19 protein-coding genes and 1 pseudogene are annotated in these 23,283 nt (G+C 37.0%); 11 read left to right on the forward strand and 9 right to left on the reverse strand.

Annotation, left to right across the window (positions count from 1 at the left end; translation table 11 throughout):
- Positions 1-27 precede the first annotated feature (27 nt).
- Positions 28-2,277, forward strand: coding sequence for an ATP-binding cassette domain-containing protein (locus tag CLU97_RS08180; RefSeq protein ID WP_121487494.1), 2,250 nt, complete (start codon positions 28-30; stop codon positions 2,275-2,277).
- A gap of 287 nt (positions 2,278-2,564) precedes the next feature.
- On the opposite strand, the gene CLU97_RS08185 is transcribed toward CLU97_RS08180, so the two are convergent.
- The 7 genes and pseudogenes from CLU97_RS08185 to CLU97_RS08215 all read right to left on the reverse strand — a co-directional run bounded on the left by CLU97_RS08185 (position 2,565) and on the right by CLU97_RS08215 (position 9,878).
- On the reverse strand, positions 2,565-3,599 hold the full coding sequence (locus tag CLU97_RS08185) for a phytase (RefSeq protein ID WP_121487495.1): 1,035 nt from the start codon (positions 3,597-3,599) through the stop codon (positions 2,565-2,567).
- A gap of 7 nt (positions 3,600-3,606) precedes the next feature.
- Positions 3,607-6,416 (reverse strand): annotated as a pseudogene (locus CLU97_RS08190) (TonB-dependent receptor).
- Between the two features lie 134 nt (positions 6,417-6,550).
- The gene (locus CLU97_RS08195; protein ID WP_121487496.1) at positions 6,551-6,934 is read right to left on the reverse strand and encodes a hypothetical protein; all 384 of its coding nucleotides are present in this window, start codon (positions 6,932-6,934) and stop codon (positions 6,551-6,553) included.
- A 67-nt stretch (positions 6,935-7,001) separates the two neighbouring features.
- Complete coding sequence (locus CLU97_RS08200; RefSeq protein ID WP_121487497.1) at positions 7,002-7,535, reverse strand: Crp/Fnr family transcriptional regulator; 534 nt, start codon at positions 7,533-7,535, stop codon at positions 7,002-7,004.
- Between the two features lie 10 nt (positions 7,536-7,545).
- Positions 7,546-8,082, reverse strand: coding sequence for a TetR/AcrR family transcriptional regulator (locus tag CLU97_RS08205; RefSeq protein WP_121487498.1), 537 nt, complete (start codon positions 8,080-8,082; stop codon positions 7,546-7,548).
- A gap of 63 nt (positions 8,083-8,145) precedes the next feature.
- Positions 8,146-8,859, reverse strand: coding sequence for a hypothetical protein (locus tag CLU97_RS08210; RefSeq protein ID WP_121487499.1), 714 nt, complete (start codon positions 8,857-8,859; stop codon positions 8,146-8,148).
- 137 nt (positions 8,860-8,996) lie between these two features.
- A complete protein-coding gene (locus CLU97_RS08215; RefSeq protein ID WP_121487500.1) occupies positions 8,997-9,878 on the reverse strand; it encodes a cupin-like domain-containing protein in 882 nt (293 codons plus the stop codon).
- A 236-nt stretch (positions 9,879-10,114) separates the two neighbouring features.
- Between CLU97_RS08215 and CLU97_RS08220 the strand changes: the two genes are divergently transcribed.
- From CLU97_RS08220 to CLU97_RS23640, 3 genes are all read left to right on the forward strand, one after another.
- Positions 10,115-11,410, forward strand: coding sequence for an Ig-like domain-containing protein (locus tag CLU97_RS08220; protein ID WP_121487501.1), 1,296 nt, complete (start codon positions 10,115-10,117; stop codon positions 11,408-11,410).
- Positions 11,411-11,718: 308 nt separating this feature from the next.
- Complete coding sequence (locus CLU97_RS08230; RefSeq protein WP_121487502.1) at positions 11,719-11,964, forward strand: hypothetical protein; 246 nt, start codon at positions 11,719-11,721, stop codon at positions 11,962-11,964.
- Positions 11,965-12,033: 69 nt separating this feature from the next.
- Positions 12,034-12,198, forward strand: coding sequence for a bacteriocin-like protein (locus CLU97_RS23640; protein WP_183084539.1), 165 nt, complete (start codon positions 12,034-12,036; stop codon positions 12,196-12,198).
- Between the two features lie 54 nt (positions 12,199-12,252).
- Here the strand turns inward: CLU97_RS23640 and CLU97_RS08235 are convergent, their stop codons facing one another.
- Positions 12,253-13,398, reverse strand: a complete 1,146-nt coding sequence (locus CLU97_RS08235; protein ID WP_228437577.1) for an MFS transporter — start codon at positions 13,396-13,398, stop codon at positions 12,253-12,255.
- A 109-nt stretch (positions 13,399-13,507) separates the two neighbouring features.
- Here CLU97_RS08235 and CLU97_RS08240 point away from each other — a divergent pair, with 109 nt between their 5' ends.
- The 3 genes from CLU97_RS08240 to CLU97_RS08250 all read left to right on the forward strand — a co-directional run bounded on the left by CLU97_RS08240 (position 13,508) and on the right by CLU97_RS08250 (position 15,585).
- A complete protein-coding gene (locus CLU97_RS08240; RefSeq protein WP_121487504.1) occupies positions 13,508-13,864 on the forward strand; it encodes a winged helix-turn-helix transcriptional regulator in 357 nt (118 codons plus the stop codon).
- A 66-nt stretch (positions 13,865-13,930) separates the two neighbouring features.
- Positions 13,931-14,926, forward strand: a complete 996-nt coding sequence (locus CLU97_RS08245) for an MsnO8 family LLM class oxidoreductase (RefSeq protein ID WP_121487505.1) — start codon at positions 13,931-13,933, stop codon at positions 14,924-14,926.
- Between the two features lie 95 nt (positions 14,927-15,021).
- The gene (locus CLU97_RS08250; protein ID WP_121487506.1) at positions 15,022-15,585 is read left to right on the forward strand and encodes a DUF6624 domain-containing protein; all 564 of its coding nucleotides are present in this window, start codon (positions 15,022-15,024) and stop codon (positions 15,583-15,585) included.
- Between the two features lie 45 nt (positions 15,586-15,630).
- Here the strand turns inward: CLU97_RS08250 and CLU97_RS08255 are convergent, their stop codons facing one another.
- Complete coding sequence (locus CLU97_RS08255) at positions 15,631-16,767, reverse strand: tetratricopeptide repeat protein (protein ID WP_121487507.1); 1,137 nt, start codon at positions 16,765-16,767, stop codon at positions 15,631-15,633.
- Between the two features lie 167 nt (positions 16,768-16,934).
- Here CLU97_RS08255 and CLU97_RS08260 point away from each other — a divergent pair, with 167 nt between their 5' ends.
- The 4 genes from CLU97_RS08260 to CLU97_RS08275 all read left to right on the forward strand — a co-directional run bounded on the left by CLU97_RS08260 (position 16,935) and on the right by CLU97_RS08275 (position 23,275).
- Complete coding sequence (locus CLU97_RS08260; protein ID WP_121487508.1) at positions 16,935-17,438, forward strand: DinB family protein; 504 nt, start codon at positions 16,935-16,937, stop codon at positions 17,436-17,438.
- Positions 17,439-17,512: 74 nt separating this feature from the next.
- Entirely contained in the window at positions 17,513-19,279 is a 1,767-nt protein-coding gene (locus CLU97_RS08265; RefSeq protein WP_121487509.1) for a S41 family peptidase, read from the forward strand.
- A 567-nt stretch (positions 19,280-19,846) separates the two neighbouring features.
- Entirely contained in the window at positions 19,847-22,009 is a 2,163-nt protein-coding gene (locus CLU97_RS08270; protein ID WP_121487510.1) for a type VI secretion system Vgr family protein, read from the forward strand.
- 6 nt (positions 22,010-22,015) lie between these two features.
- Positions 22,016-23,275 carry a tetratricopeptide repeat protein gene (locus CLU97_RS08275; protein WP_121487511.1) on the forward strand — a complete coding sequence of 420 codons (1,260 nt, stop codon included), beginning with the start codon at positions 22,016-22,018 and terminating at the stop codon, positions 23,273-23,275.
- Positions 23,276-23,283 lie beyond the last annotated feature (8 nt).

Raw genomic sequence — 23,283 nt, forward strand, 5'->3', positions numbered from 1 at the left:
ATTATTAACAAAGTTAAGCATTTAAAAATGGAAAATATAGAAATTACCAATGCCCGGCAAAATAATCTCAAAAATATTTCCATAAAAGTTCCAAAATATAAGATTGTAGTTTTTACGGGTGTTTCAGGATCCGGTAAATCTTCACTGGTTTTTGAAACCATTGGAGCCGAAGCGCAAAGACAAATCAATGATACCCAAAATAGTTTTATCAGAAACCGTTTGCAGCATTATGGATTGCCGGATGTAGATAAAATTGAAAATCTGAATGTTCCTATTATTATCAATCAGAAACGTCTGGGAGGAAATGCCAGGTCTACAGTGGGAACAGCTGCCGATGTATCTGCTTCTTTAAGGCTTCTGTTCTCGAGAATGGGGGAACCGTTTGTAGGATATTCCAATGTTTTTTCTTTTAATCACCCACAGGGAATGTGCCCTGAATGTGAGGGGCTTGGCTTTATTCAGACTCTGGACGTGAATGCATTAATTGATCCTGAAAAATCTTTACATGAAGGAGCTGTCCGGTTCCCGACCTTCCAGCCAGGAGGGTGGCGGTTAACAAGATATACACTGTCCGGTTATTTTGATAATGATAAAAAGCTGAAAGATTTTAGTACCAGAGAATGGGAAACTTTGCTGTATGCGCCGGAACATAAACCCAGGCACCCACACAAAGACTGGGGGAAAACTGTACAATACGAAGGAATTGTTCCAAGGATTGAAAAAGCATTTCTGAAAAAAGATTCCAAGGAAAATATTACCAGAAAAGATGCCCTGAAGCATATTGTGATCACGAAAACCTGTCCGTCATGCCAGGGAAAACGACTGAATGAAAAGATATTATCCTGCAAGATTAAAGGAAAAAATATAGCAGACTGTATGGCGCTTTCTGTAGATGAGCTGCTGGAATTTATCACTTCTTTGGATTCAAAGGCATATGAAGTAGTTCTAAAGGAAGTTTCTGCAAAACTACAGAATATTATTACCATTGGGCTTCAGTATCTGACCTTGGACAGAAGCACCAATACACTTTCCGGAGGAGAATCTCAGCGTATAAAAATGGTACGGAGCCTGGGAAACAGCCTGATCGATTTATTATACATTTTTGATGAGCCCAGTATTGGCCTTCATCCGAAGGATCTGCAAAATATTGTAACCATTATAGGGCAAATCAGGGATAAGGGAAATTCTGTCTTAATTGTAGAGCATGATCCTGATCTGATAAAAATGGGAGACTGGGTTATTGATATAGGTCCCGGTTCAGGAAGAAATGGTGGAGAGGTAGTATATGAAGGTACATTTAAAAACTTAAAGACCTCATCTGGAAAAACAGGTTCTTATTTTGCTGAGAAAGCATCTGTAAAACAAAAATTCAGAAAGCCTGATGGTTATCTTGAGATTAAAAATGCCAATAAATATAATCTTAAAAATGTAACGGTAAATATTCCAACCGGAGTTATGACGGTAGTAACCGGAGTGGCGGGGTCAGGGAAAAGTACGCTGATAAATCGTGTTTTACCGGATCTCTATCCTGACGTAACCATTATAGATCAATCTTTGTTTGCTGCAAGTGCCCGCTCCAATCTCCTTACTTACCTGGGAATATCAGATAAGGTACGTAATCTTTTTGCCCAGTTTAATCATGTTTCAGATAAACTGTTTAGCAGAAATAGCGAAGGAGCCTGCAAAAACTGTAAAGGATTGGGAATAGAAAAGATTGATCTTGCTTTTATGGATGATATAGAGCAGCCTTGTGAAGTTTGCGGAGGTTCGGGGTTTGATCCTGATGTACTGCTGTATACATACAACGGAAAAACAATTGCGCAGGTCATGAATATGACGGTTTCTGAAGCCGTTTCTTTTTTTGAAGAAGAATCTGTTCTCAAAAACTTTGATCTGCTGATACAGCTAGGCCTCGATTATCTGACGTTGGGACAAAGACTGGATAGCTTTTCAGGAGGTGAAAGGCAACGTCTGAAGTTGACAAGAGAACTGAAAAACACCCATCAAATCATTATTCTGGATGAACCAAGTACAGGGCTGCATCCAAGTGATACCCAAAAACTGCTGAATTTTTTTAATGGTCTGGTGGATAAGAATAATACACTGATTGTCATAGAGCACAACCTTGATATTATTGCACAGGCAGACTGGATTATTGATATAGGCCCTGGTGCAGGGAAATTTGGTGGTAAAGTTTTGTTTGAGGGAACTCCGCTGGAGCTGTTAAAAAATAAAATATCGTTTACAGCAGAGTTCTTAAAGAAACATGTTCAGTAAGAAGAGTATTGTGCCAAGATTGCTTCACCTTTGGTTAGCAATGATAGTTTAGCTTAAATTATTATCTAAAACGCAAAGTTTAAAATGTAAATAATTTATATTGAGGAGGCAAAGTATAGCAGTAAAACTGCTTAGAAAGCTTATGGATAAACACCAGCTTCATCAGTCGACTGCAAATCGATTATTTCTTAGCACCCTTAAAATATACGTAACATAAAATAACCTTTGCGTTGAAGAATTGTAAAATTATATAAAACCTAATCGGCCTTAATGGTTTAAAGATTAATTTATTTAACGGCTTTCACAGCAGATTTAATGGCTTTCTCAATCATTCTCCAGTCATAAAAGTGAAATATTCTGCCGTTGCTCATCGCAACAAAAACTCCTTTCGGGAATTTCGGACCTAAGTTAACATTCGTTACCTCAGAACCATCACTTTCCAGTGTAGAAACCGGAATTTCTGCGATTCTTCCTTTCGACTGATCTTCTCTTAAATAAACATTGAAGGTATCATTCTGCTGATTTGAAACCAGAACATATCCTTTTCCTTTAGAGGTTGGATAAATTGAAATTCCTTCCACATCAGATTTAAAATCGCCTTTGCCGAAAACGGATAATTCTTCATTGCCTTTCTCTGGATCTGCATAGTACTTATGAACTCCAAACTGTTCATCAGAATAGTAGATATAACCCATTTCGTCATCTACAGCAATGCTTTCAATCTCTTTTAAGCCACTGTATTTCCCGAATTTACGGACAACTTTTCCTGTAATGGAACCATTTTTTTCAGAAAGTTGATACTGCCATAAATAACCGTCAGAGGGACCGGATTTTCTTCCAACAATCACAAATATATCTCCCGTTTCCGGATTTTTGTACATTGAGATTCCCATTGGACCACGTTCTGATTCTCCTTCAAATACTGAGATTTCTCCCACTTCTTTTAGTTCAGGAAGCGAGTATAATTTTACTTTGTTGGTTTCCCTTTCAGTTACCGCCGCGATATCTCTTTTTTGTCCATTTAAAATAAAACCATATTCAAGATCAACATTGTTTGGACGCTTCAATCCTAACACTTTATTGATAATTTTCCCGTTAAGATCAAAGGCATACAATCCGCCATCAGTATCTTTATCTGTCCCGATGATGATACTTTTGGAAGCATCCTTAGGATTGATCCATATAGCAGGATCATCTGTATCATGAACCACCGTTTCTGTAATAACGGCAGGTTTTAATTTTTCAATTACTTCTTTCTGCCCTGTACAGTTGATCACCAAAGGAAGAACTGAAAGAGCTAATATATAGTGTATGTTTTTCATGTTTATTTTAAAAATCAAATTTCACCCCCATTGTAAACCTTGGTCTGTAATATTCAGCCTGAGCGGTTCTGCTTTGGATTCCCTGATAATATCTTAACGGCTGATTGGTCAGATTATTGGCTTCTGCAAAAACTCTCAGCTGGCTTGTAATTTTGTAGGAAGCATTAGCATCAAGGAAGAATTGTTTATCATAATAACGGTCATCAAATGCTTTACCGCCAAGCTCATCAATATAATGAGAAGCATAGTTCATGGAAACTCTGGCTGAAAAACGTTTGTTCTCCCAAGAAAGCGATCCGTTGAACATATGAGGAGCTGCTCCCGGAAGTCCTACATCTGTTCTTTCCACACCATCTTCATTGGTAATTCCTTTTGCTTTGGATTTGGTATAAGTATAGTTTACATAGACACCAAGACCTTTCCAGAAGGCTCCGGGGATAAAATCAAGCTGTCTTTGTAAAGCGACTTCAAAACCATAGATATCTACATTGTCACCATTACGCTGCTGGGTGAATTTCCAGTTACTTTCTCCGGCAGGAATCGGGTTGGTTTGCCCTGCAAAATCATTGGCGAAGTCATTGGCTGTATAATTTCTTTTGGAATAGGTGTAAATAAAATTGTTCAGGTTTTTATAAAAAATACCTCCGGAAAGAATCCCGACAGACTTGAAATATTTTTCTGCCATGAAGTCAAAATTATAAGCATAGGTCGCTTTCAAGTTTGGATTTCCGGCTGCAACAATCTCATCTTCTGAGATAACATTCAGATACGGAACCAGTGAATAGTAATTCGGACGGGCAAGGGCTGTAGTAAATGCTGCACGAAGTACAAGGTCCTGCATTGGAACATATTTGAAGGAGATATTCGGAAGTACATTGGTGTACGTATTGGTGTTATTGATTTGTCCTACCAGATCTTTCTCATTCATCACATAATTTCCGGTATAATCAATCTGGGTGATTTCAATACGAGCTCCAACAATCATTGATAATTTGTCATTAAAATCCTGATCCCAACGGATGTAACCTGCATAGATCTGCTCCTTTGCGTTGTAGTTGCTGGAAAGATATTCTTCTGGTTTCAGGGTACCTTTAAACAAATTGGGATTGAATAAATCCAGACTTCCAAGAAAAGCAGGATCAACAAAAGTTCCCGGAACATAATTTCCAGCCTGGAAGTTTTGGCCGTCAAGATTGATCGTTGGTACAGATAAAAGGCTTCCCAAACTGTTGATTGGTGTAAAAGCATAGAAATCATTCTCTCTTTCCTTTTTCTTCAAACGCATACGGAAACCTGTACGAAGACGTCCTTTCTGGCCATCAATCACCGAAAACGGAAACCTTACATTCACTTTTGCTCCCAATTCTTTTTCCTGTGTAAAGTTGTTGGCATCTGAAAGATCGCTCAATTTATAACTGCCCAGATTGTCTGCTGCCAGAAGGTTGAACATTGGTTTTTCAGGATTGCTAAGGTCTGGAGAAAAGTTCATCTTGCTGTTTTCAAACTCTATATAACGCTGATGAGGCTTGTCTTCACTAGCAATAGCATAGTTTACGGACCAGTCCAGATCTACTTTGGAACCTAATAAATGTTCTCCTCTTAAAGCATAGTTCTGAACTCTTTGTTTTTCCAGACGGGTATTGTCGTTATCAGCATCACCACCTTTATTTTGTCTTGTAATACTGCCTTTCCAGTCTGTAATCTCCGTTTCATCGGCATTATAAACAGGTTTTATTTTATATCCTAAAGCCAGTCTGGTTTCTTTATCATTTCTGAAATTGTACATGGCAGAAGCATAGATCTTGTTTTTGGAATTGAATTCATAATCCATATTGAGATCAAAACTGTGTCTGATACGATGTTCATTATAATAACGTACACCCATTTTGCTTACATAAACAGTTTGTGCAAGATCATTTGCCTGGCTCCATACAGGTTCTATATTATCCGAACCAAAATTGTTGTTGTTATAGGAGAAACTGAAAACAGCTCCTAATTTTTTGTCTAAAAATCGGTTTCCGTACACAAATCCGGCGGTGTAATTTCCTTTTTCACGGATAGGATTATAACCACCTGCAACAGTTGCAGAAATTCTCTGCCCATTCGGGAAGCCCTTGTAATAAGGTTGACAGAACCACCGATAGCATCAGCATCCATATCCGGAGTCAGGGTTTTATTAACTTCTATGGTGGAAATCATATCAGAAGGAATCAAATCCATCTGTACATTACGGTTATCTCCCTCCGCAGACGGAATTCTGTCACCATTCAGCGTAACTGAATTAAGATTTGGGGCAAGACCTCTGATAATAAGGTTTCTGGCTTCACCCTGATCGTTTTGTATTGTTATTCCCGGAACCCTCTTCAAAGCATCTCCTATATTCGCATCAGGAAAACGGCCGATCTGATCCGAGGAAATCACATTGGTAATATTGGCACTGTTTTTTTGCTTGTTTAAAGCTCTTGCCTGATTTTTCAACGTAGCTCCGGAGACTACAACTTCTGCAATAGACGTTTCTTTTTTATCGAAAACGATATTCTGGCGGGTATTTTTCTCAGGCTCTACCGTAACGTTATATTCATGCACACCATACCCCAGATAATCAATTTTCATGGTGTAGCTTCCAGGGGGAACATTGAGAAATACGAAATTTCCGTGTTCATCTGATGTGGTATAAATATTTCCCGGACTTAAGGATATTTTGGCTCCTGGCAGAGCAATTTTAGAATCGTCATTGATGTTTCCGGAAAGAGATCCGGTTTGTGCATAGAAAAACAGGGAAGCACAAAATAAAACAGATGTAAAAATTTTCTTCACTTTCTTTGGATTAGATTAAAAAACGTAACAAAATTAAACGTCTGTTTGGACAAGAAGTTGAAGAGAAAATTAAGGTTTTCTTAAGAATTGTTAATATAGAAACTGTTTGTTAAAAGGAAATACGTAGTGATTCATTACCTTTCGGATCCTAAATTTTTTGCAGTTTTATCTCCTTCCACGAGTAAAGTCAATTCATCACACCGTATAATCTGATGATTGTGGATGGTAAATTCTGCCAGTACCTTGTGCACAACTTCACTTCCATCTTTTAGTGCGGATTTTGCTATGTGGTTGGTAAATATAATATTGCCGTTTTCAGCATAACTGATGATTTCAAGCTTTTGTTCTGTCACTTTTTCTTTGAGTTTCTTGATATGTAGGACAAACTGATCATAATTCAGTTGAGAATGATCTACAAGCTGAATATATTCTTTTGAAAAATATTTCTCAATTAATAATTCATCAAATACCGGATTTTCTAATACCTCTTTAAATACCTGTTGGATAAAATGTTTCATAACTTTATTATTTTGAAACAAAATTACCTTACAGATTGATGACTGAACGATAACAATTGTAAAGAAATTACCTACGGTTGCGTATTCTGCTCAATGAAACACTTGTTATTCCAAGATAAGAGGCAATATAATGCTGTGGGAAGCGGAGCAGAAGCTCTGGCCTGTTTTTGAGAAGTTGTTCATATCTCTGTTGAGGAGAATCTTTAATGAAGGAGATGAGCCTTTTATTGATTTCGCTGAAACGTTTGTAAAAAAGTGGATGAAAAGCATGCTGAAATTCCGGATTTTCCATGAGTGTGTGAAAAGTATCAGTATGAAGCTCATACACTGTAGTAGATTCCAGTGTTTCAATGACAAAATCGCTGGGAATACCATTCAGGAAACTATCAAAGGATGAAACAGCCTGGTTTTCTGTTATAAAATCCAATGTAAGTTCTTTTCCATCCTGATAGAAAAATACTCTTAAAGCTCCATTTTTTACAAGGAACATCTTATCTGAAACTTTTCCTTCTTCCAGCAGGATGGTTTTAGCAGGATAAATAACTTCAGTTAATAAATGAAGATCAGTTTTTAAAAAAGAATGAAGATCAGGAATATGCATAGCTGAAGGATTAATAGGAGACGTTCAATATATCCTGTACAATAACTTTAGATTTTTCGATGAGTTCATTCGATCTGTAAAGCTGGCTGGTAAGTATGGCGCTTTCAAAAAGAAGATAAATATGAGCTGAAACCATATCATTTTGAAGCACTTCATTAAAGCTTTCTCTCAGCTTATTTTTATGAGTACGGATCACATGGTGAACTTCTTCCTTCTCTGCAGGAATTTCTGACAAAATATTCAGAAAACTGCATCCTCTGAAATCTTCTCTTTCATTCATGTAAATCAGGAAATCAAAAGATTTTTGAAATTTCTCCTGTACGGTTTTTGTTTCTGCTGTGAATTGTTCCAGCCCGGAAACCCAATAGTCATATCTTTTGTTGAGGAATTCAATACAAAGATCATCTTTAGATTTAAAATGCTGGTAAAAACTTGCTTTGGAAACACTGGCTTCATCAATAATCTGGTTGATGCCTGTATTGTTGTAACCTTGCTTATGGAAGAGAACCATTGCTGTATTTAGTATTCTTTCGCGAGGTTTGAGCATTGTATAAAATTTTTACAAATGTAAAAAATAAACAGACTGGTATGTTTGAAAATAGAATTAATTTTAAATAAACCCCCGGGTATAATAAAGCTGTATCACAAAGAAAAGTACCGTAAAAAACCATACTACATAAGGATGGTAACTGAAATTGTTCTTCAGAATATAATGTAATGCTTTGAAAAGTTTAAAAATCCCGATGATTCCAATGATGAGAAAGACCATGAAGACCAGAAGAAACACATAATCTCTTGTTCCATATTCAGTTGCCTTGCCAAGGTGATCCAGATAAGATTCTACATTTAAGGTTTGACCTAAAAACATAGCAGAACTGATTAATATAAAAAATGGAGTAGAAGTATACACGGTTGTATAAATGAAAGAAAACAGGAGGGTTCGGAAAGCTGCAGTATTGATTTTCTCTTTTTTGTACCATAATAGAGCAACACTGAAGAGGACTGCAGTAATATTATTCATCAGGAATATAAACAGAGCTTTTTCCACCATGCTTAGCCCCTTGATCTTCGAAATAATATTGTGTTCACCACCATAATCCATTAAAAGTACGGAGACAATCACAGAGGTATAAACGGAAAGCTTGATAGGAGAGAGGTAGTCTTGAAAACGTTCTGTTTCCTCTTTTTCCATCTCGTGTACAGAAAGATCATAGCAGCGGCGGGGATCCTGAAACAATTTGAAAATAGTTACCGGAACCAATAATATTTCAATAATAATCTGCAGACACAGCTTCTCAAAGCTATCGATCAACTTTTCAAACATATACACGGGTATTGGGGAACGTATGATGCAATTTAATTAAATTTTGAATGATATTTACAAAATAAATCCACGAATAAAAAAGAGCGAATGATTATCATTAACCATCCGCTCCTTGTTTATATAAGAATTGCTTCCTGTTATTTAGGAAGTCCTCTTTTTAATGCATTATTCGCTATTTCTACCGCTTTTCTTTCTTTCCAGTCCATATACCTTTTTTTGTATCGTCCTTTCATGAAGTTATCAAAGTTGCGCTGTACAGCAAGGTTCCAAAGAGAATGTGCTTTTACGGCCCAGCTTTTGTCCCATGCACGCAGAGAAATAGAGAAAGAACCGTCCAGATATTTCATCCAGTGCCACCAGCCGGTAGGCATGAATAATGTGTCTCCGTGTTCCAGAAAGCATTCGATGCCTTCGATACCATCCAATGCCGGGAATTTCTCAAAATCAGGATTGGCAATATCATAATCTTCCAGTGCATAAGTAGCATAAGGAAGTTTATAAAGTCTTGATTTCCATTTGTATTCAAATAATAAAACATGCTTTCTTCCATTGAAATGGGTATGGAAAATATGTGGCATATCAATATCATAATGAAGGAAAGTCACAGAGCCTTTACCTCCAAAAAACATACTCGGGTATTTATCTAAAAATCCTCCCATCAGATTCTTTGGCGGAACATAATCGTCCAGAAGTTTGGGTGCAAATTTTATAGGATCGAAGAAAAAGATTCTCAGATCAGTAGGCTCTCTTTGAATCAGGTCTACATACTCGCTAAAAGGCATTTTCGTCGTTGGAGTATTAATAGGAGCGGCAGGATCTGCTTTGGAACTGTCGTAAAGGGGAACTTCAACGTCTCCTACTACTTCTTTCATATATTCCATCGTCCATTTTTGGTAGGCAGGCCATTTTCTTGCCATATTCTTGATTACCACTGGCTTACATGGCTTTAGATATTTTTCACGGAAATCTTCTTGTGAAATGTCATCTACAATATCAATTGGTTTAAGGATTATTCCCATTCGTTCAAATTATTAAGCTAAAGTATTAAATATTTGTGACAATAAAATGGAAAGAATTAAAATTATTTGGAATTGATATAAATAAATGATAAAATACATATTTTAATTCCTTTTTGTTGGAGTTATTAAGCTGGTTTTGCCGTCTCTAAGCTTTTAAAATGAGCCGTGTTTACGCTATAAAATGAGGGTTGCAAAATATAATAATTGTATGTATCATTGTGGTATTAAAAACAATCATGAAACACCTCTCATCACTATTCCTTTTACTTACTTTTTCAAGTGCTTTTTCTCAGAAACCGGCCAAAATTTTTACTTCGGATATTGATCATTTTTGGGTGGCTTATGACAGTATTCAAAAGACAGACAATCACTCCCAGAAACTCGATCTGATAAAAAGACTTTATACCGATAAAGCTACAAAAGGATTAAAAGCTTTTATGAAAGCCAGAGACTATAATGATAGTGTATACGTAAAAATCATTGATAAATATCCAAAATTCTGGAATTCCGTAAGACCCAATACTTTGACGGTAAAAACCAAAACGAAAGAACTGGAAGCCAGTGTTGTCAAGCTAAAAGAAATATATCCTGAACTTAAAGATGCTGAAATGTATTTTACCATTGGCGGTCTGAATTCCGGGGGAACAGTGAGTGGAAATATGGTATTGGTAGGAGCTGAACTTGCTACAGGACTTCCGTCTACAGATGTTTCAGAATTCAAAGATGAATGGTTGAAAGGAGTATTTGCTGAGCAGTCACTGGATGATATCGTTTCTCTCAATATCCATGAATATATCCATACCCAGCAGGTGGGGGACCGCAGAAGGGTTTTAAATCAATCTATAAAAGAAGGATCATGCGACCTGATTGCTGAGCTTGTGATGAATAAACCTATGGAAAGGAAATATTTATCTTATGGAACCGCTCATGCAGATAAAGTGAAAGATCTGTTTAAAAAAGAAATGTTCACCGGAAATTTTGCCAGCTGGCTTTACAATGGAAGAGATAAAGGAGAAAGTGCAGATTTAGGATATTACGTAGGATATGAGATCAGTAAATTGTATTACCAAAATGCTAAAGATAAAAAGCAGGCCATCAAAGAAATCATTGAGCTGAACTATAACAATGATAAAGCGGTAGAAAATTTCCTTACGAAATCTAAGTTTTTTAAAGAAAAAACAAAAGATCTGATGAAGGAATACCGTAAAAATTCGCCAGCTGTTGTTAAAATGGATCCAGCCAATGGTTCTGCAACGGTAAACCCTGATACAAAAGAAATACGGATTACTTTCTCAAAAGAAATGGTACCGGAATATTATTCTTTCGATCTTTCAGAAAAAGGAAAAGAATATATGCCGATCACCAAAGTTATTGGAATGGAAAACAATGATAAAACATTGGTCCTGGCTGTAAATCTTAAGCCTAATAAAGAATATGAATTTTTTCTTACCAATAAAAGTTTCAGATCCAAAGAGGGCTATTCTCTGAAAGACGAGAAGCTTCTTATCAAGTTTAAAACTGGGAACAGATAGTTTGATTGTAAATGAGTGATAACCAGCTTTTATATACCGCTTCCATAGTTTGTCTTTTGCTTATTATTGTATCTTTTAAGCATAATAAAAAATTCGGCATCGTCAATATGATATTGTTTTGCATGTACAATTCTGTATTATATTATCATTTTATATTCGACAGTAGTGGAGGTGCCGGGCTTGTATGGTGGTTTTTTCTACTGGTCTTATCGGCCTTTCAGATGTTGATAGTATTGATTTATTTGGGTGTCAGAGCTTTTCAGAAGAGACGTAAAATATGATTTTTAGAAAACTTTAAAAATAGAGTTATGAAGAAAAATATACTCAAAGTGTTCATCATAAACATCATGATACTGTCTTTGTTAGCCTATATTCTGGGGCTTACAGATTCTGCCTTCAGACAGGTTTATCCTTCGGAGAATATGTTTTTCTATCTGGTTAATTCCATACAATATTTTGTACTCTGGGTTTTGCCTTACTGGTGGCTGATCATTATGGGTGGAGCTTTATCACTGACTCTTTTATATTATATATTAAGAAAAATAAAACTTTAACAATTGGAATCAAACCTGTTCAATGATTTTTTTATTAAATTACTTTTTCAAACTAATAACTTATTTATTATGAAAAATCTAAAGAAAATCGCGAGACAAAGTTTAAAAACAATCACAGGAGGTCGTCCACCAGCAGAAAGTGATTGTATAGCATGTGGATGCCCTACATCAGCATGTTATTACAAAAACGGAAACGGAGGTGGTGGCGGTTGTGCTGATATCAGATGTGCATAATCATCTTTATAAAGTAAGAAACCTTCCGGAATAAGGAAGGTTTTCTTTTTTATATTAAAGTTTAGTTTCTGTATACTTCCTTTTGATAAGTACCAGTATAAGAGCGAGAGTCAATCCTATAATGCTTGACCAAATTATGTGTTCTATCCCATAACGGCCAATCCAGAATCCTCCAAATAAAGTACCCGCTGTTACAGCAAAATTCCCGCAGGAAGTAAAAATACTATTGATAAACTCCGAAGAACCGAAAATGGAAGAAGTGACATTCATATTACTGATCAGAAAGCCTCCGGAATGAACCAGCCCCCAACATCCGATAATCCATATCATAGGTAGAAATTGATTTCCATAATGTCCTATTAACAAATGAATTCCTGATAATAGAATTAAAAACAAAAGAGTTGTCTGGAAAGGAAATCTGCTCATATATTTTCCCGCAATTTTGTTTCCCGCAATTCCAACCGTTCCAAACAGGAAAAACATAAGACTGGTTTGTTTGCCGTCCATTTGGGTTATATTCTTTAGATAGTCAGCCATATATCCATAAGTAGAATACATAGCAGCAATAGTGAAAAACGCTAGGAAGAGCCTAATCCATAATTGTTTGTTGTGAAATATTTTAGTTGGGAAACCCTTTGAATCTCCACTTATATTTTGAATCTCCGGCAAATAGATCCAAACCCCTGCCAGCGCTACTACATTAATTAATGCAGTAAGCAGGAAAGAGGACTGCCAGGAAAAGAAATCAGACATAAAAGTAGCCAGCGGAACTCCCATTACCGTTGCCAGCGTAAGACCGGAAAAGATAATGCTTACAGCCCTGGATTTGTCTTTAATATTTGAAGCTTGTCCTGCGACCGACAGTGCAATAGACCAATAAACCGGATGAAAAAATGCAGGAATCATTCTTACGATAAGAAGCAGATAAAAATTGGTAATACAGGCAGAAAGAATATTGGCGGCAACAAAAATAAATAGAGACAAAAGTAGCAGATTCTTTCTTTTGAATGAAGATAATATCATCAGCATAAAAGGCCCAAAAACAGCAACAATTAATGCAAAAGTACTGAGCAGCCATCCTGCTTTTTCGATTGGGATATGGAAAACTGAAGCAATTTCTGGTAATACTCCAATAACTCCGAATTCCGTAGTGGTAATTCCGAAAACACCCAGTGCCAGCACATAAAGATTTTTGTTCATTATCATTATTTTTTTGCAAATTTGCAGAATAGACTATCAGAAAACTATATACTTACCTTTTAGTTCTATACTTACCTTTTTGAAAGGTTATCTATAAAAAAAGATTTCTATGCCTCAATTTTTCCATGATAAAAGACTGTATTATACGCCTATTGAATTTGCTTTAAGTCATATCGGAGGAACCTGGAAGATGCCTATTCTGTGGAGATTGCAGGAGAAACCTCTCCGTTTCAGTGAGCTTAAAAAAGATATTCCGCATATTACAGATAAAATGCTGACCAGCCAGCTGCGCGAACTGGAAGCTAAAGACATGATCCATCGTGAAGTGTTTCCTGTAGTCCCGCCGAAAGTGGAGTACAGTCTTACAGAGAAAGGGAAAAAAGCAATTCCTGTGATTGAAACCATTATGAATTTTGGTTATGATTTGATCAAAGAGGGGGGAATTGTGTTTCCGCCTAAAGAATGATAAACGGATATTTCACCATTCAATAAAGCTTTATTTCATACCTTCACCTAAAATTGATTCAACAGTATGAAGCTGAAATTAGGGATATTAGACCAGTCACCCACCACCATGGGAGGAAGTGCAGCAGCTGCATTGGAAAACAGTATCAATCTTGCTTTATTAGCTGAAGAAATGGGCTTTCACAGTATCATGTATTCTGAACATCATGGAGTAGAAGCCTATGGAAGTTCCAGCCCTGAATTATTAGCTGCTATTGTACTCAGCAAGACCAACCGGATTAAAATAGGAACAGCCGGCATTATGATGCGAAACTATTCTGCCTATAAGATCTCGGAATGGACCAAAATGCTGTCAACCTTATATCCCGAACGCTTTATCCTTGGATTGGGTAAAGCCCCCGGAGGATTGAAAGATGCGGTGATGGCCCTGAATAATCATAAACCTGTCATTTTATCCAATATGGAAACGAAACTTGAAGAGATTATTCAATTTATAAAAGATGAAAAAGGTGTTTATGACGGATTGATTGCACAGCCCACCCATGTAAAACACATCCCTGAAATCATGTGGCTTGGTTCAGGAATGACCTCTGCTACAGAAGCTGCAAAACATGGGATTGGATATTCTTTCGCCGCTTTTATGAACAGCGGGAACGGAATAGAAAACACGGAAGCTTATCTCAGAGAGTTTAATGATACTCAATATTTTTCTCAGCCTTCTTTACAGATTGCAGTGGCGGTATCGGTGGCAGAAACTTTGGATCAGGCCAAACGGAATGCTTATGGCATGGCATATCAGTTTTTACAGTCACGGCAGCTAGCCAGCCCCAATGCCGTTCTTCCTGCTGAAGAAATAGAGCAAAGGATTTTGGGAACTCATGATGAAGAAGAGTTTTTCACCATTTTGGAAAGGATTATCATAGAAACTCCAGAGTCAGTCAATCAAAAATTGCAGAAGGTTTCAGAAAAATATAATACGGATAATCTCCTGATATTATGTAATATGCATCGGGAAGAAGACCGTATCAATACTTATAAAAATGTCATTAACAATAATAAATAAGGCTGCAGAATATTCAATTATTTTAGAAAATAAATCAAGTCCATCATCCTCATCTATCAATTATCATTCCTCATTCATCAATTATCATTTATAATATGAAACATCTTCCTTTTGAAAAAGAACTCATTGAATTGGCTGACAAAGATCTGTCAGTCAGAGAAAAGCTGTTAAAAGCAGGAGAATTATCCGGAGGTTATCATCCTGAAATGGAAAGTATTCATAGGGCTAATGCACAACGCCTTCGGGAAATTATATCGGAAATAGGGTATCCTACCATCTCAAAAGTGGGTGAAAAAGCAAGCAATGCCGCGTGGCTGATTATCCAGCATGCCATTGGTGAGCCTGAATTTATGAAAAAGTGCTGCATTATGATGGAAGAGAGTGTTGGTGATATTAATCCTGCTAATAAAGCCTATTTATATGACAGGATTCAGGTTTTTCAAAGCAAGCCACAGAAATACGGAACACAGCTGACTGCTGAAAGAACCATCTATCCTGTAGAAAATAAAGACAACCTAAACGAAGAACGCAGCAAGGTAGATCTGCCTCTGCTTTCAAAAGAGGAAATCAACAACATTCCGGAGCCTGAAGAGATTCCGGAAATAGACCAAAAAGATCCTGAGTATACGGTTTGGAGGAAAAAAACAGGTTGGATTTGAAGTGTGTATTCCAATCTCTGATCACAAAATATTTCAAATTATAGATTATTTTAAACCAGGAATTCTGCCTTTAGCATAAGCAATCTGCTCTTTTTCCTTTTCCTGATCAGGATTGTTTTTAAGATAAAGCTGATAATAGGTTGAAGCATTTTTCGGCTGTTTCAGATTGAGATCATAAAGAAGTCCCAAACGATAATAAATAATATTGCTTGTCCCAAAAGTTAACCCTCTCTTATAAGCCGTCACCGCATCATTATACTGATTTTTAGCTTCATAAATCCCCGCCAGTGCAGCGTAATAGAGAGTGGTATGATCAGAAATAGCTTCATCAATTGTCTTTTGCGCATAGATCGCAGCATTATTGTAATCTTTCAGTTCGCGATAGCTTAATGCCATGAAGTATAATGTACCTTCGTTTTGTACATCCATTTCTTCCAGCATTTTATAAAGGCTGATACATTTCTGATAATCTTTTACATAAAAATAAGCCTGTCCCATATCATTCATTACATTCACATCAGCATGGTTTTTCAGAAGTTTTTCCCCAATTTCAATGACCTCTGTATAATTGCCCAGCTGATTGGCAGCCGGTAATAAAGCCTGCTGTAAAATGAAGTTTTCAGGATCAGAAGCAATGGCGGTTTTCAGCACATCATAAGCAGGTTTAAACTGTTTCATACCGCTGTAGGTCAGAGAAAGATCATAGGCTACATCAGAATCTGTGTTGTTCAGGGAATTGGCTTTTTTCAGATAATTGAGTTTAGATTCAGGAGTGTCTGCATAGGCAGCAAGCTGCTTATAAGCACTGAAATTGAGACTGTCCAGCTCAATAATCTGTTGAAGATATCCTTTGGCATTAGACGCATTGCCACGCCTGGAGTTAATACTGGCAAGGCTGAATAGAGTAGACACGTTATTTGGTTGTATGGTATTGATTTTCTGATAATTATTTTCTGCTTCCGGCAGTTTACCAGCCATCATATTACAGTAAGCTATTTGTGAAAGGGCTTTTATATCCTGTGTGCCTCCCGGATAAATACTCTGAAGATATTTTGCAGCATCAGCATAACGTTGTGTTTCATAATATTCAAGAAGCTTTTCAGAATCAATTTTTGCCGACTGAGCATTGATCTTGTTAAAGCACAATAGAATAATGCACAAACAAAGTCCTGGTTTCATCATGGTTATTTTTTAACTAAAATATTGGATATTTACTAAGTTTCCAAATTTTATACTCACTTATTCGGGATTTTTTTCGGTTTTATGAATCATTTATAATGAAAACCAAAAAGTTCTGTCTTTAGAATTCTTATATTCACTCTACAAAAAAATCAGAAAGCCTAATAGATATGGAAATAAAAACTGTACAATCATTCCTGGATTATTATGAAAAAATAAGAGAAAGAACCAACCGGATTATAGAAGTGGTCCCTCCTGAACACATTGATTTCACCTATAAACCGGGAAAATTTACCATTGGAGATCAGATCAGACATATTGCCACTATAGAACGGTATATGTACGGAGAAACCATTTCCGGAAAGCAAAGTGCTTATCCGGGATGTGGAAAGGAGCTGGCTGGCGGTTATGAAGATACCGTTAAATTTTTCAATGAAATGCATTGCCAGACCTTGGAAATCATTGGCGGACTTTCTGATGAAGATCTTACCCGCAAATGTTTAACCCCTGCCAATCATGAAATTTCTATCTGGAAATGGCTTCGTGCGATGATAGAACATGAAATTCATCACAGAGCGGAAATCTATATTTACCTGAATCTTCTAAATGTGAAAACACCCCAGATTTACGGATTTTCCGCAGAAGAAGTCCAGAAAATGAGTATAAAATTATAGTAATTTGATGAATTGTCGTATAATTTTCAGTCGGCTGAGGTTAATTTGTATATTAGCCCATTCAAAAAATAATAATGGCCAGACCTTTCATCATTCCTCTTTTACTGCTGTTAAACAGTACATATGCACAAACAAATTCGGAGCTGAAACCGGGAGATACTTTAAAATATATTCCTCAGTCTCATAAGCCTTCATGGATTTCTATACAATCCGGAGATGCCAATTTAGGAGTTGCGTTGTTCATAGATGGAAAAAAGCTGAAAGAACAGGATGATTCCAGAGGGATAAAAAGTGTTGAACGATTCTATTTTACGCCAGAAAAAGGAAAAAAATATGAACTGAAAGTCTGGGCTAAATCCTATGTTGAGAAAAGCAAAACAGCTAAAGTTTCTATTACAGAATCTAAAAATGCAGCTGTTTTGGACGGTAAGTTCAGTCCTGATCAGTTTGTGGAAGACCTTAGAACATTCCGGTCTATCAGAGAAAAAGCAAATTCAGGATTATATGTCTACAGAACTCAAAAACAGATTGACAGTATTTACCAGCAGGCAGAAACAGACGCCAGAAACAGCAAAAATATTTTCGATTTTTATAAAGTAATAGCCAATGTTACAGGATTTGAAGGAAGCTGTCACAATTACACAGATTTACCCAACCACGCTTCTTATTACCTCACGCAGAAACCTGAATATTTACCTATTACCTTAAAGAATATTGACGGCCGTCTGCTTCAGGACTCAAAAGATGTAGCACTACCTTTAGGTGCTGAAATTCTTTCTATCAACGGAATTCCTGCGAAAGAAATGATCAGCCGTTTTTCAGAATACTATTTTTCTGACGGATTTTCCATGCCTTACAGAGAAACAGCAGGCTTTGAAAGAGGTATGCTGGATAAATTTTATATAGAATTCGGAACCCACAAAAACTATGTCATCAGCTATCAATGGAACGGAACTGTAAAAGAAGTTTCATTGCCAGGAATCTCATTGGAAAATTTTAAAAAGCTTCAGGATTCCAGACATTCACTTGCCTTTGATAAAAAACTGCTCTCCGAAAAATATAGTTTTACTAAAGAAGGAGCCGGAATATACCGGTTATCTGTGAGAGGTTTTGATTTTGCAACCGGAAAAGAAGATCCGGCTTACAAAAAATTCAGTGCTTTTCTTGATCAGATGATGGATGTGCTGGAACGTGAGAAAATAGAAAACCTGATTATAGACCTCAGAGGAAATACCGGAGGAACAGGAGCTCTTTATGAAAAAGTATTTTCTTACCTTACTCAAAGACCTTTCCGCGACAGTCATTATGCTTATACCCAATTTAATGAAGTTCCTATGGAAGAAAAATTGGTAATAACTCCACTTTTTCTTTCTAACGGAGTTAAGGATAAATACGGATTGAATGCTTATCTGAAACAGCTTTATCCAAAAGACGTTCAGGGAAAATATTACTGGGCAGATGATAAAAACCCATCCATTATGCCCAATGACAGAACATTTAAAGGACAGCTTTATCTTCTTGTAGACCAGCGTGTAGCTTCAGCAGCTTCACACTTGGCTTCACTGATTAAATCTTATACCAATGCAATCGTAATCGGAAAAGAAACAGTAGGAGGGTATTATGAACACAACGGACACTTGCCGTTGGTTTATGAGCTTCCCAACACGGGAATTCAGACAGGATTTTCTATTGTTCATGTGATTCAGGATGCACAAAATCTTCCGGACCAGAAAAGGGGGCAAGGCATTATACCTCATATTAAAATTCAGCAGACCGATCAGGAATTTCTGGATCACACCGATGTTTATCTTAAAAAAGTTTCAGAACTCAGAAAGCAATAAAAAACATTTCGTCTATTGAATTATTAGATATAAACCAGCTGTAAATTATGAATTTATAGCTGGTTTTTTTATTGTTAAAATTTAGCATTGTTTTAAATTATTTCTATTAAAGGTGATAAATTTATTGTTTTAATCTATTAAAAGTTGTTGAATATTGGTCTGGTAAAGAGGTATTTATTTCTTTTATTTAATCATTTGTTTTAGAATTATAAATAAAAAGTCGTAGAACTACTACAAATTTTCAGATTGGCTTCTGAAAATTTTTTGAATAGAGATTACCGTTTTATATTTGTAATACCACCAATCTAATGACAAAAAAATTAATAATGATTAAAAATTTCATCTTATAACGATAAATACAGGAGAAATCCCGGAATTCAACAGGGGTATAGCGGATGCATTTTCTGCTTTACATTTTTACAATTACTATTCATGCCCTGTTTTGAGCTCATTATCTGCATTATATTCTTTGGAATAGAATCGGATAACGAAAATGTATCTGATGTATTTCAGATAGATTTTAGCCTTTAAAAAACTTGACACCCAATCAATCAAAATACTACAATTATGTTTCAGGACGATCATTCACCCAAAATGCCTGTTTCTAAAGATAAAATCCCAGCTGCAAACAATATAAAAGAAACGCTGAAAGATCAGGCGGTAAGCAAAGCAGCCAAGGAAGTACAGGAAAAATCGAGCGGAACCGTTAAAAAAGCAACCGAAAAAATGGTTCAGGCCCAAGCCTATACAGGAATGGTTCAGAACGGTTCCCAAATGTTTATGAATCAGGTTAAGCAGCCTAACCCACCCACATTGGTAGAAGACAAAGTATGGTCCAAACAGCCCACTTCCGGAATTTACAATGCCAATACCATCCCCGGCAATCAGGTAGCGGGAATCAACCGTGTAGTAAAACTTGAAATTGTAATTGACGGAAAAGTGATCAAACATTTCAAACATTTTCAATTAAAACAAAGTGCGGTAAAACATCATGAGTTTGATCTTATGCTGGCTCATGATACTTTAGGAAGCTCAGAAAATCATAATCTGGAAGAAGCTCAGAATTTTCTGGGAAAAAGAATTACCGTGATTTTCAGATATAAAGACGTTGAAGACGGTCCGGAAAGAAACTTTGTAGGGGTAATTACAGAAGTAGGTTTCAGCCAGGAAAAAGGAAGCCTGGGAAATATTGTTCTTACAGGATCAAGCCCAACGGTACTTTTAGATGCGGCTCCTCATATTCAGAGTTTTGGCGGAGCACAGGAAATTAGTCTTAACAGTATTGCAGATCAGGTAATTAAAGAAGGTTTAGGACAAAGCTCCTTTGATTTCAGGGTAGATGCAGCACATGGAAACGTTTCTTACAGTTCACAATACGAAGAAACCCATTACAACTATCTCGCAAGAATGGCAGAAGCCTATGGAGAACAATTTTATTATGATGGGGAAGTCCTTCATTTCGGGAAACTGCCTCCTCAGGAAAAGCCAGTGAAACTGACTTACGGAAGCAGTGTAAGTGATGTTAAGATAAAAATGAAAGCCCAGCATGTAAATCCGTCATTTTATGGATATAACAGCAGTAAAAATGAGAAATTAACCACAGGAAATTCAAAAATCAATCATACTTCAGATATTGCTAAACGCGCATATGAAATTTCAGAGAAAACCTTTACAACGCCTTCATTAAGAGTAGCTCCGATAAAAGCATCATCTTTCATGGATGTGGAAAATTCCCAGAAAGGAACCGCAGGAAGTAAAGCTTCGGAAGTGTTTGTTATTTCAGGGGTTACAACAGTGCCATTCCTTTATCCGGGCTGTATTGCTGATATCGAAATGAGAAAAGCAGAAAGCAGTGAAACTACGTATTTCACGAAGCTGATGATTGTAGATATGTGCCATGAAGTAGATGCAAGAGGATATTATACCGGAACCTTTGAAGCCATTGCTTCTGACACAGGATTTATTCCCCGCCCGGAATTTCATTTTCCAAAAGCAGATGCACAGTTTGCCAAAGTAATTTCCAATACAGATCCTTTGAATCAGGGAAGAGTGAAAGTTCAGTTCGACTGGCAGAATGGTTCTACCACCACAGAATACATCAGGGTAATGACCCCGGATGGTGGCGGAAGTGAGAAAGTAAGCAAAAACCGTGGATTCATGGCCATTCCGGAAGTGGGTGACCAGGTTGTAGTCAATTTTGCCCATCAGCATCCTGACCGTCCGTTTGTGATGGGTGGAATGTTCCATGGCGGAGTTGGCGGTGGCGGAGGTGCCGGAAATAATATTAAAAGTTTAAGCAGTAAGAGCGGTCATACCATGAGTCTTGATGACGGCGGAGGAATTACCGTAAAAGATAAAGATCAAAACTCTGTTTTTCTGGATGGAGCTGGAAATATCACGATAGACAGTAAGATTTCCATCACCCTCAACTGTGGAAGCAGTTCTCTTTATATGGATAAAGACGGAAATATTCAGATCAAAGGAAAAGAAATATTTGTACAGGGAATCAATATTGGAGTGGGAGGAACATCCAGTATTGGAGTTGGTGTAGGCCCTGAAGACGGCGATCCTACTTCAGGAATCGGAATTAAATCAGATACCCTGGATGTCGGAACCAAAACCCTTTCCATGAGAGGTGACACCGAAGCCAATCTCAGCAGTGGAGGAAAAATAAATATAGGGGGCGGAAGTGAAACAAATATTGTAAGCGGAACTGTAAAACTGAATTAAAAGCAGATGAATCCAGTAGATTTGGAGTTGGTAAAATTGAAAAGACAATGGCAGAAAGTCGTTTCAAAGAACGAAGAAAAACCTATGCTGATCTGTACAGGAGAAAAGCACGAAACAGATCTTTTTGACGGATTTATCAAATCCAGACTTTCGGAAGATGAAGAAAGCGATGATGTCTTTTTACTTCACTATCAGGAATTTAACGGCATGAATTCTTATGGGCAGATCTTATTGGATGAATGGACCGAGTTCTACGAAATGCTGAAAAAAAGCGAAGAAAATATTCCGGAATGGAATTTAAAGAATCCGGAAGAGACCTTTAAAACAGATGCCTACAAAGCATTTTATCCTTTACTGGAATTAAAGAAAAACTTCCCTAATATTCAGCACTCCAAGATCTATCTCTATATTGCCCCGCTCAGAATCAGTGATAAAGAAGAGCTGGCTCTATGGGTGAAAGAATGGTGCAGAATCTGTGAAGCATTGGAAAATAAGGATATTAAGCTGGTCTGGGCAGAGCATCATACCCATAGAACATTGCCACAGATCTCTTCAGCACACAGTTTCAGGGTAGAAGTGGATATTCATCAGCTCATGCAGAATACCGCAGCACATACCAACCGGAAGAAAAACAGTCCGGATACGGATTTTCAGCAGCAGATTCTTGTAGCGAGTAATCATTTAAGCAAAGAAAGATTCAAAGAAGCAGAACATGCCCTTAAAACAGCGGTGAAACTTGCCAAAGAGCAAAAGAATAAACAGGGGGAAATCTCTGCCTATTTTATGCTTACCCAAGCTTACACAGCAGATAAGAAAAAAGATCGTGCAGAAGATACTTACAGAACGATATTAGAAGAACTAGAACAGGATTCACCTTTGGAAGTTCAGATGTTGATGAATTATGGAAGCCACCTGTTAGGAAATTCCAAAAAATCCAAAGCAGAAAAAATATTTGAAAAAGCTGCAGAAACAGCACAGAAAATAGGAGAGTATGCAATGGCTATTGAATGTTACAGGATCATTGGAACCCTGAATGATACTGTTCTGACAAAAGATAAAATGATAAGGTATTTCGAAAAATGCCTTGATATAGCAAAAGTAATGGAGCCTTCAGCCAGAGAACAAAGCAGCCTGCGGTTCGTAGCCTCAATGCTGATTCTCAAATATGAAGGTGATCAGGATAAAAAAACAAAACTGGACAATGAAATGAAGACGTATTTTGGTGATGACTGGAAGGTAAGTGTAGAAAGACCAAAAGCTGGGTAATCTCAAAT

The sequence above is a fragment of the Chryseobacterium sp. 7 genome, from assembly GCF_003663845.1.
Lineage (GTDB): Bacteria > Bacteroidota > Bacteroidia > Flavobacteriales > Weeksellaceae > Chryseobacterium.

Excerpts from the sequence above, each read along its gene's own strand:
- CLU97_RS08180 (WP_121487494.1), top strand. The coding sequence starts at position 28 with ATGGAAAATATAGAAATTACCAATGCCCGGCAAAATAATCTCAAAAAT.
- CLU97_RS08185 (WP_121487495.1), bottom strand. The coding sequence starts at position 3,599 with ATGAAAAACATACACTATATATTAGCTCTTTCAGTTCTTCCTTTGGTG.
- CLU97_RS08195 (WP_121487496.1), bottom strand. The coding sequence starts at position 6,934 with ATGAAACATTTTATCCAACAGGTATTTAAAGAGGTATTAGAAAATCCG.
- CLU97_RS08200 (WP_121487497.1), bottom strand. The coding sequence starts at position 7,535 with ATGCATATTCCTGATCTTCATTCTTTTTTAAAAACTGATCTTCATTTA.
- CLU97_RS08205 (WP_121487498.1), bottom strand. The coding sequence starts at position 8,082 with ATGCTCAAACCTCGCGAAAGAATACTAAATACAGCAATGGTTCTCTTC.
- CLU97_RS08210 (WP_121487499.1), bottom strand. The coding sequence starts at position 8,859 with ATGTTTGAAAAGTTGATCGATAGCTTTGAGAAGCTGTGTCTGCAGATT.
- CLU97_RS08215 (WP_121487500.1), bottom strand. The coding sequence starts at position 9,878 with ATGGGAATAATCCTTAAACCAATTGATATTGTAGATGACATTTCACAA.
- CLU97_RS08220 (WP_121487501.1), top strand. The coding sequence starts at position 10,115 with ATGAAACACCTCTCATCACTATTCCTTTTACTTACTTTTTCAAGTGCT.
- CLU97_RS08230 (WP_121487502.1), top strand. The coding sequence starts at position 11,719 with ATGAAGAAAAATATACTCAAAGTGTTCATCATAAACATCATGATACTG.
- CLU97_RS23640 (WP_183084539.1), top strand. The coding sequence starts at position 12,034 with ATGAAAAATCTAAAGAAAATCGCGAGACAAAGTTTAAAAACAATCACA.
- CLU97_RS08235 (WP_228437577.1), bottom strand. The coding sequence starts at position 13,398 with ATGAACAAAAATCTTTATGTGCTGGCACTGGGTGTTTTCGGAATTACC.
- CLU97_RS08240 (WP_121487504.1), top strand. The coding sequence starts at position 13,508 with ATGCCTCAATTTTTCCATGATAAAAGACTGTATTATACGCCTATTGAA.
- CLU97_RS08245 (WP_121487505.1), top strand. The coding sequence starts at position 13,931 with ATGAAGCTGAAATTAGGGATATTAGACCAGTCACCCACCACCATGGGA.
- CLU97_RS08250 (WP_121487506.1), top strand. The coding sequence starts at position 15,022 with ATGAAACATCTTCCTTTTGAAAAAGAACTCATTGAATTGGCTGACAAA.
- CLU97_RS08255 (WP_121487507.1), bottom strand. The coding sequence starts at position 16,767 with ATGATGAAACCAGGACTTTGTTTGTGCATTATTCTATTGTGCTTTAAC.
- CLU97_RS08260 (WP_121487508.1), top strand. The coding sequence starts at position 16,935 with ATGGAAATAAAAACTGTACAATCATTCCTGGATTATTATGAAAAAATA.
- CLU97_RS08265 (WP_121487509.1), top strand. The coding sequence starts at position 17,513 with ATGGCCAGACCTTTCATCATTCCTCTTTTACTGCTGTTAAACAGTACA.
- CLU97_RS08270 (WP_121487510.1), top strand. The coding sequence starts at position 19,847 with ATGTTTCAGGACGATCATTCACCCAAAATGCCTGTTTCTAAAGATAAA.
- CLU97_RS08275 (WP_121487511.1), top strand. The coding sequence starts at position 22,016 with ATGAATCCAGTAGATTTGGAGTTGGTAAAATTGAAAAGACAATGGCAG.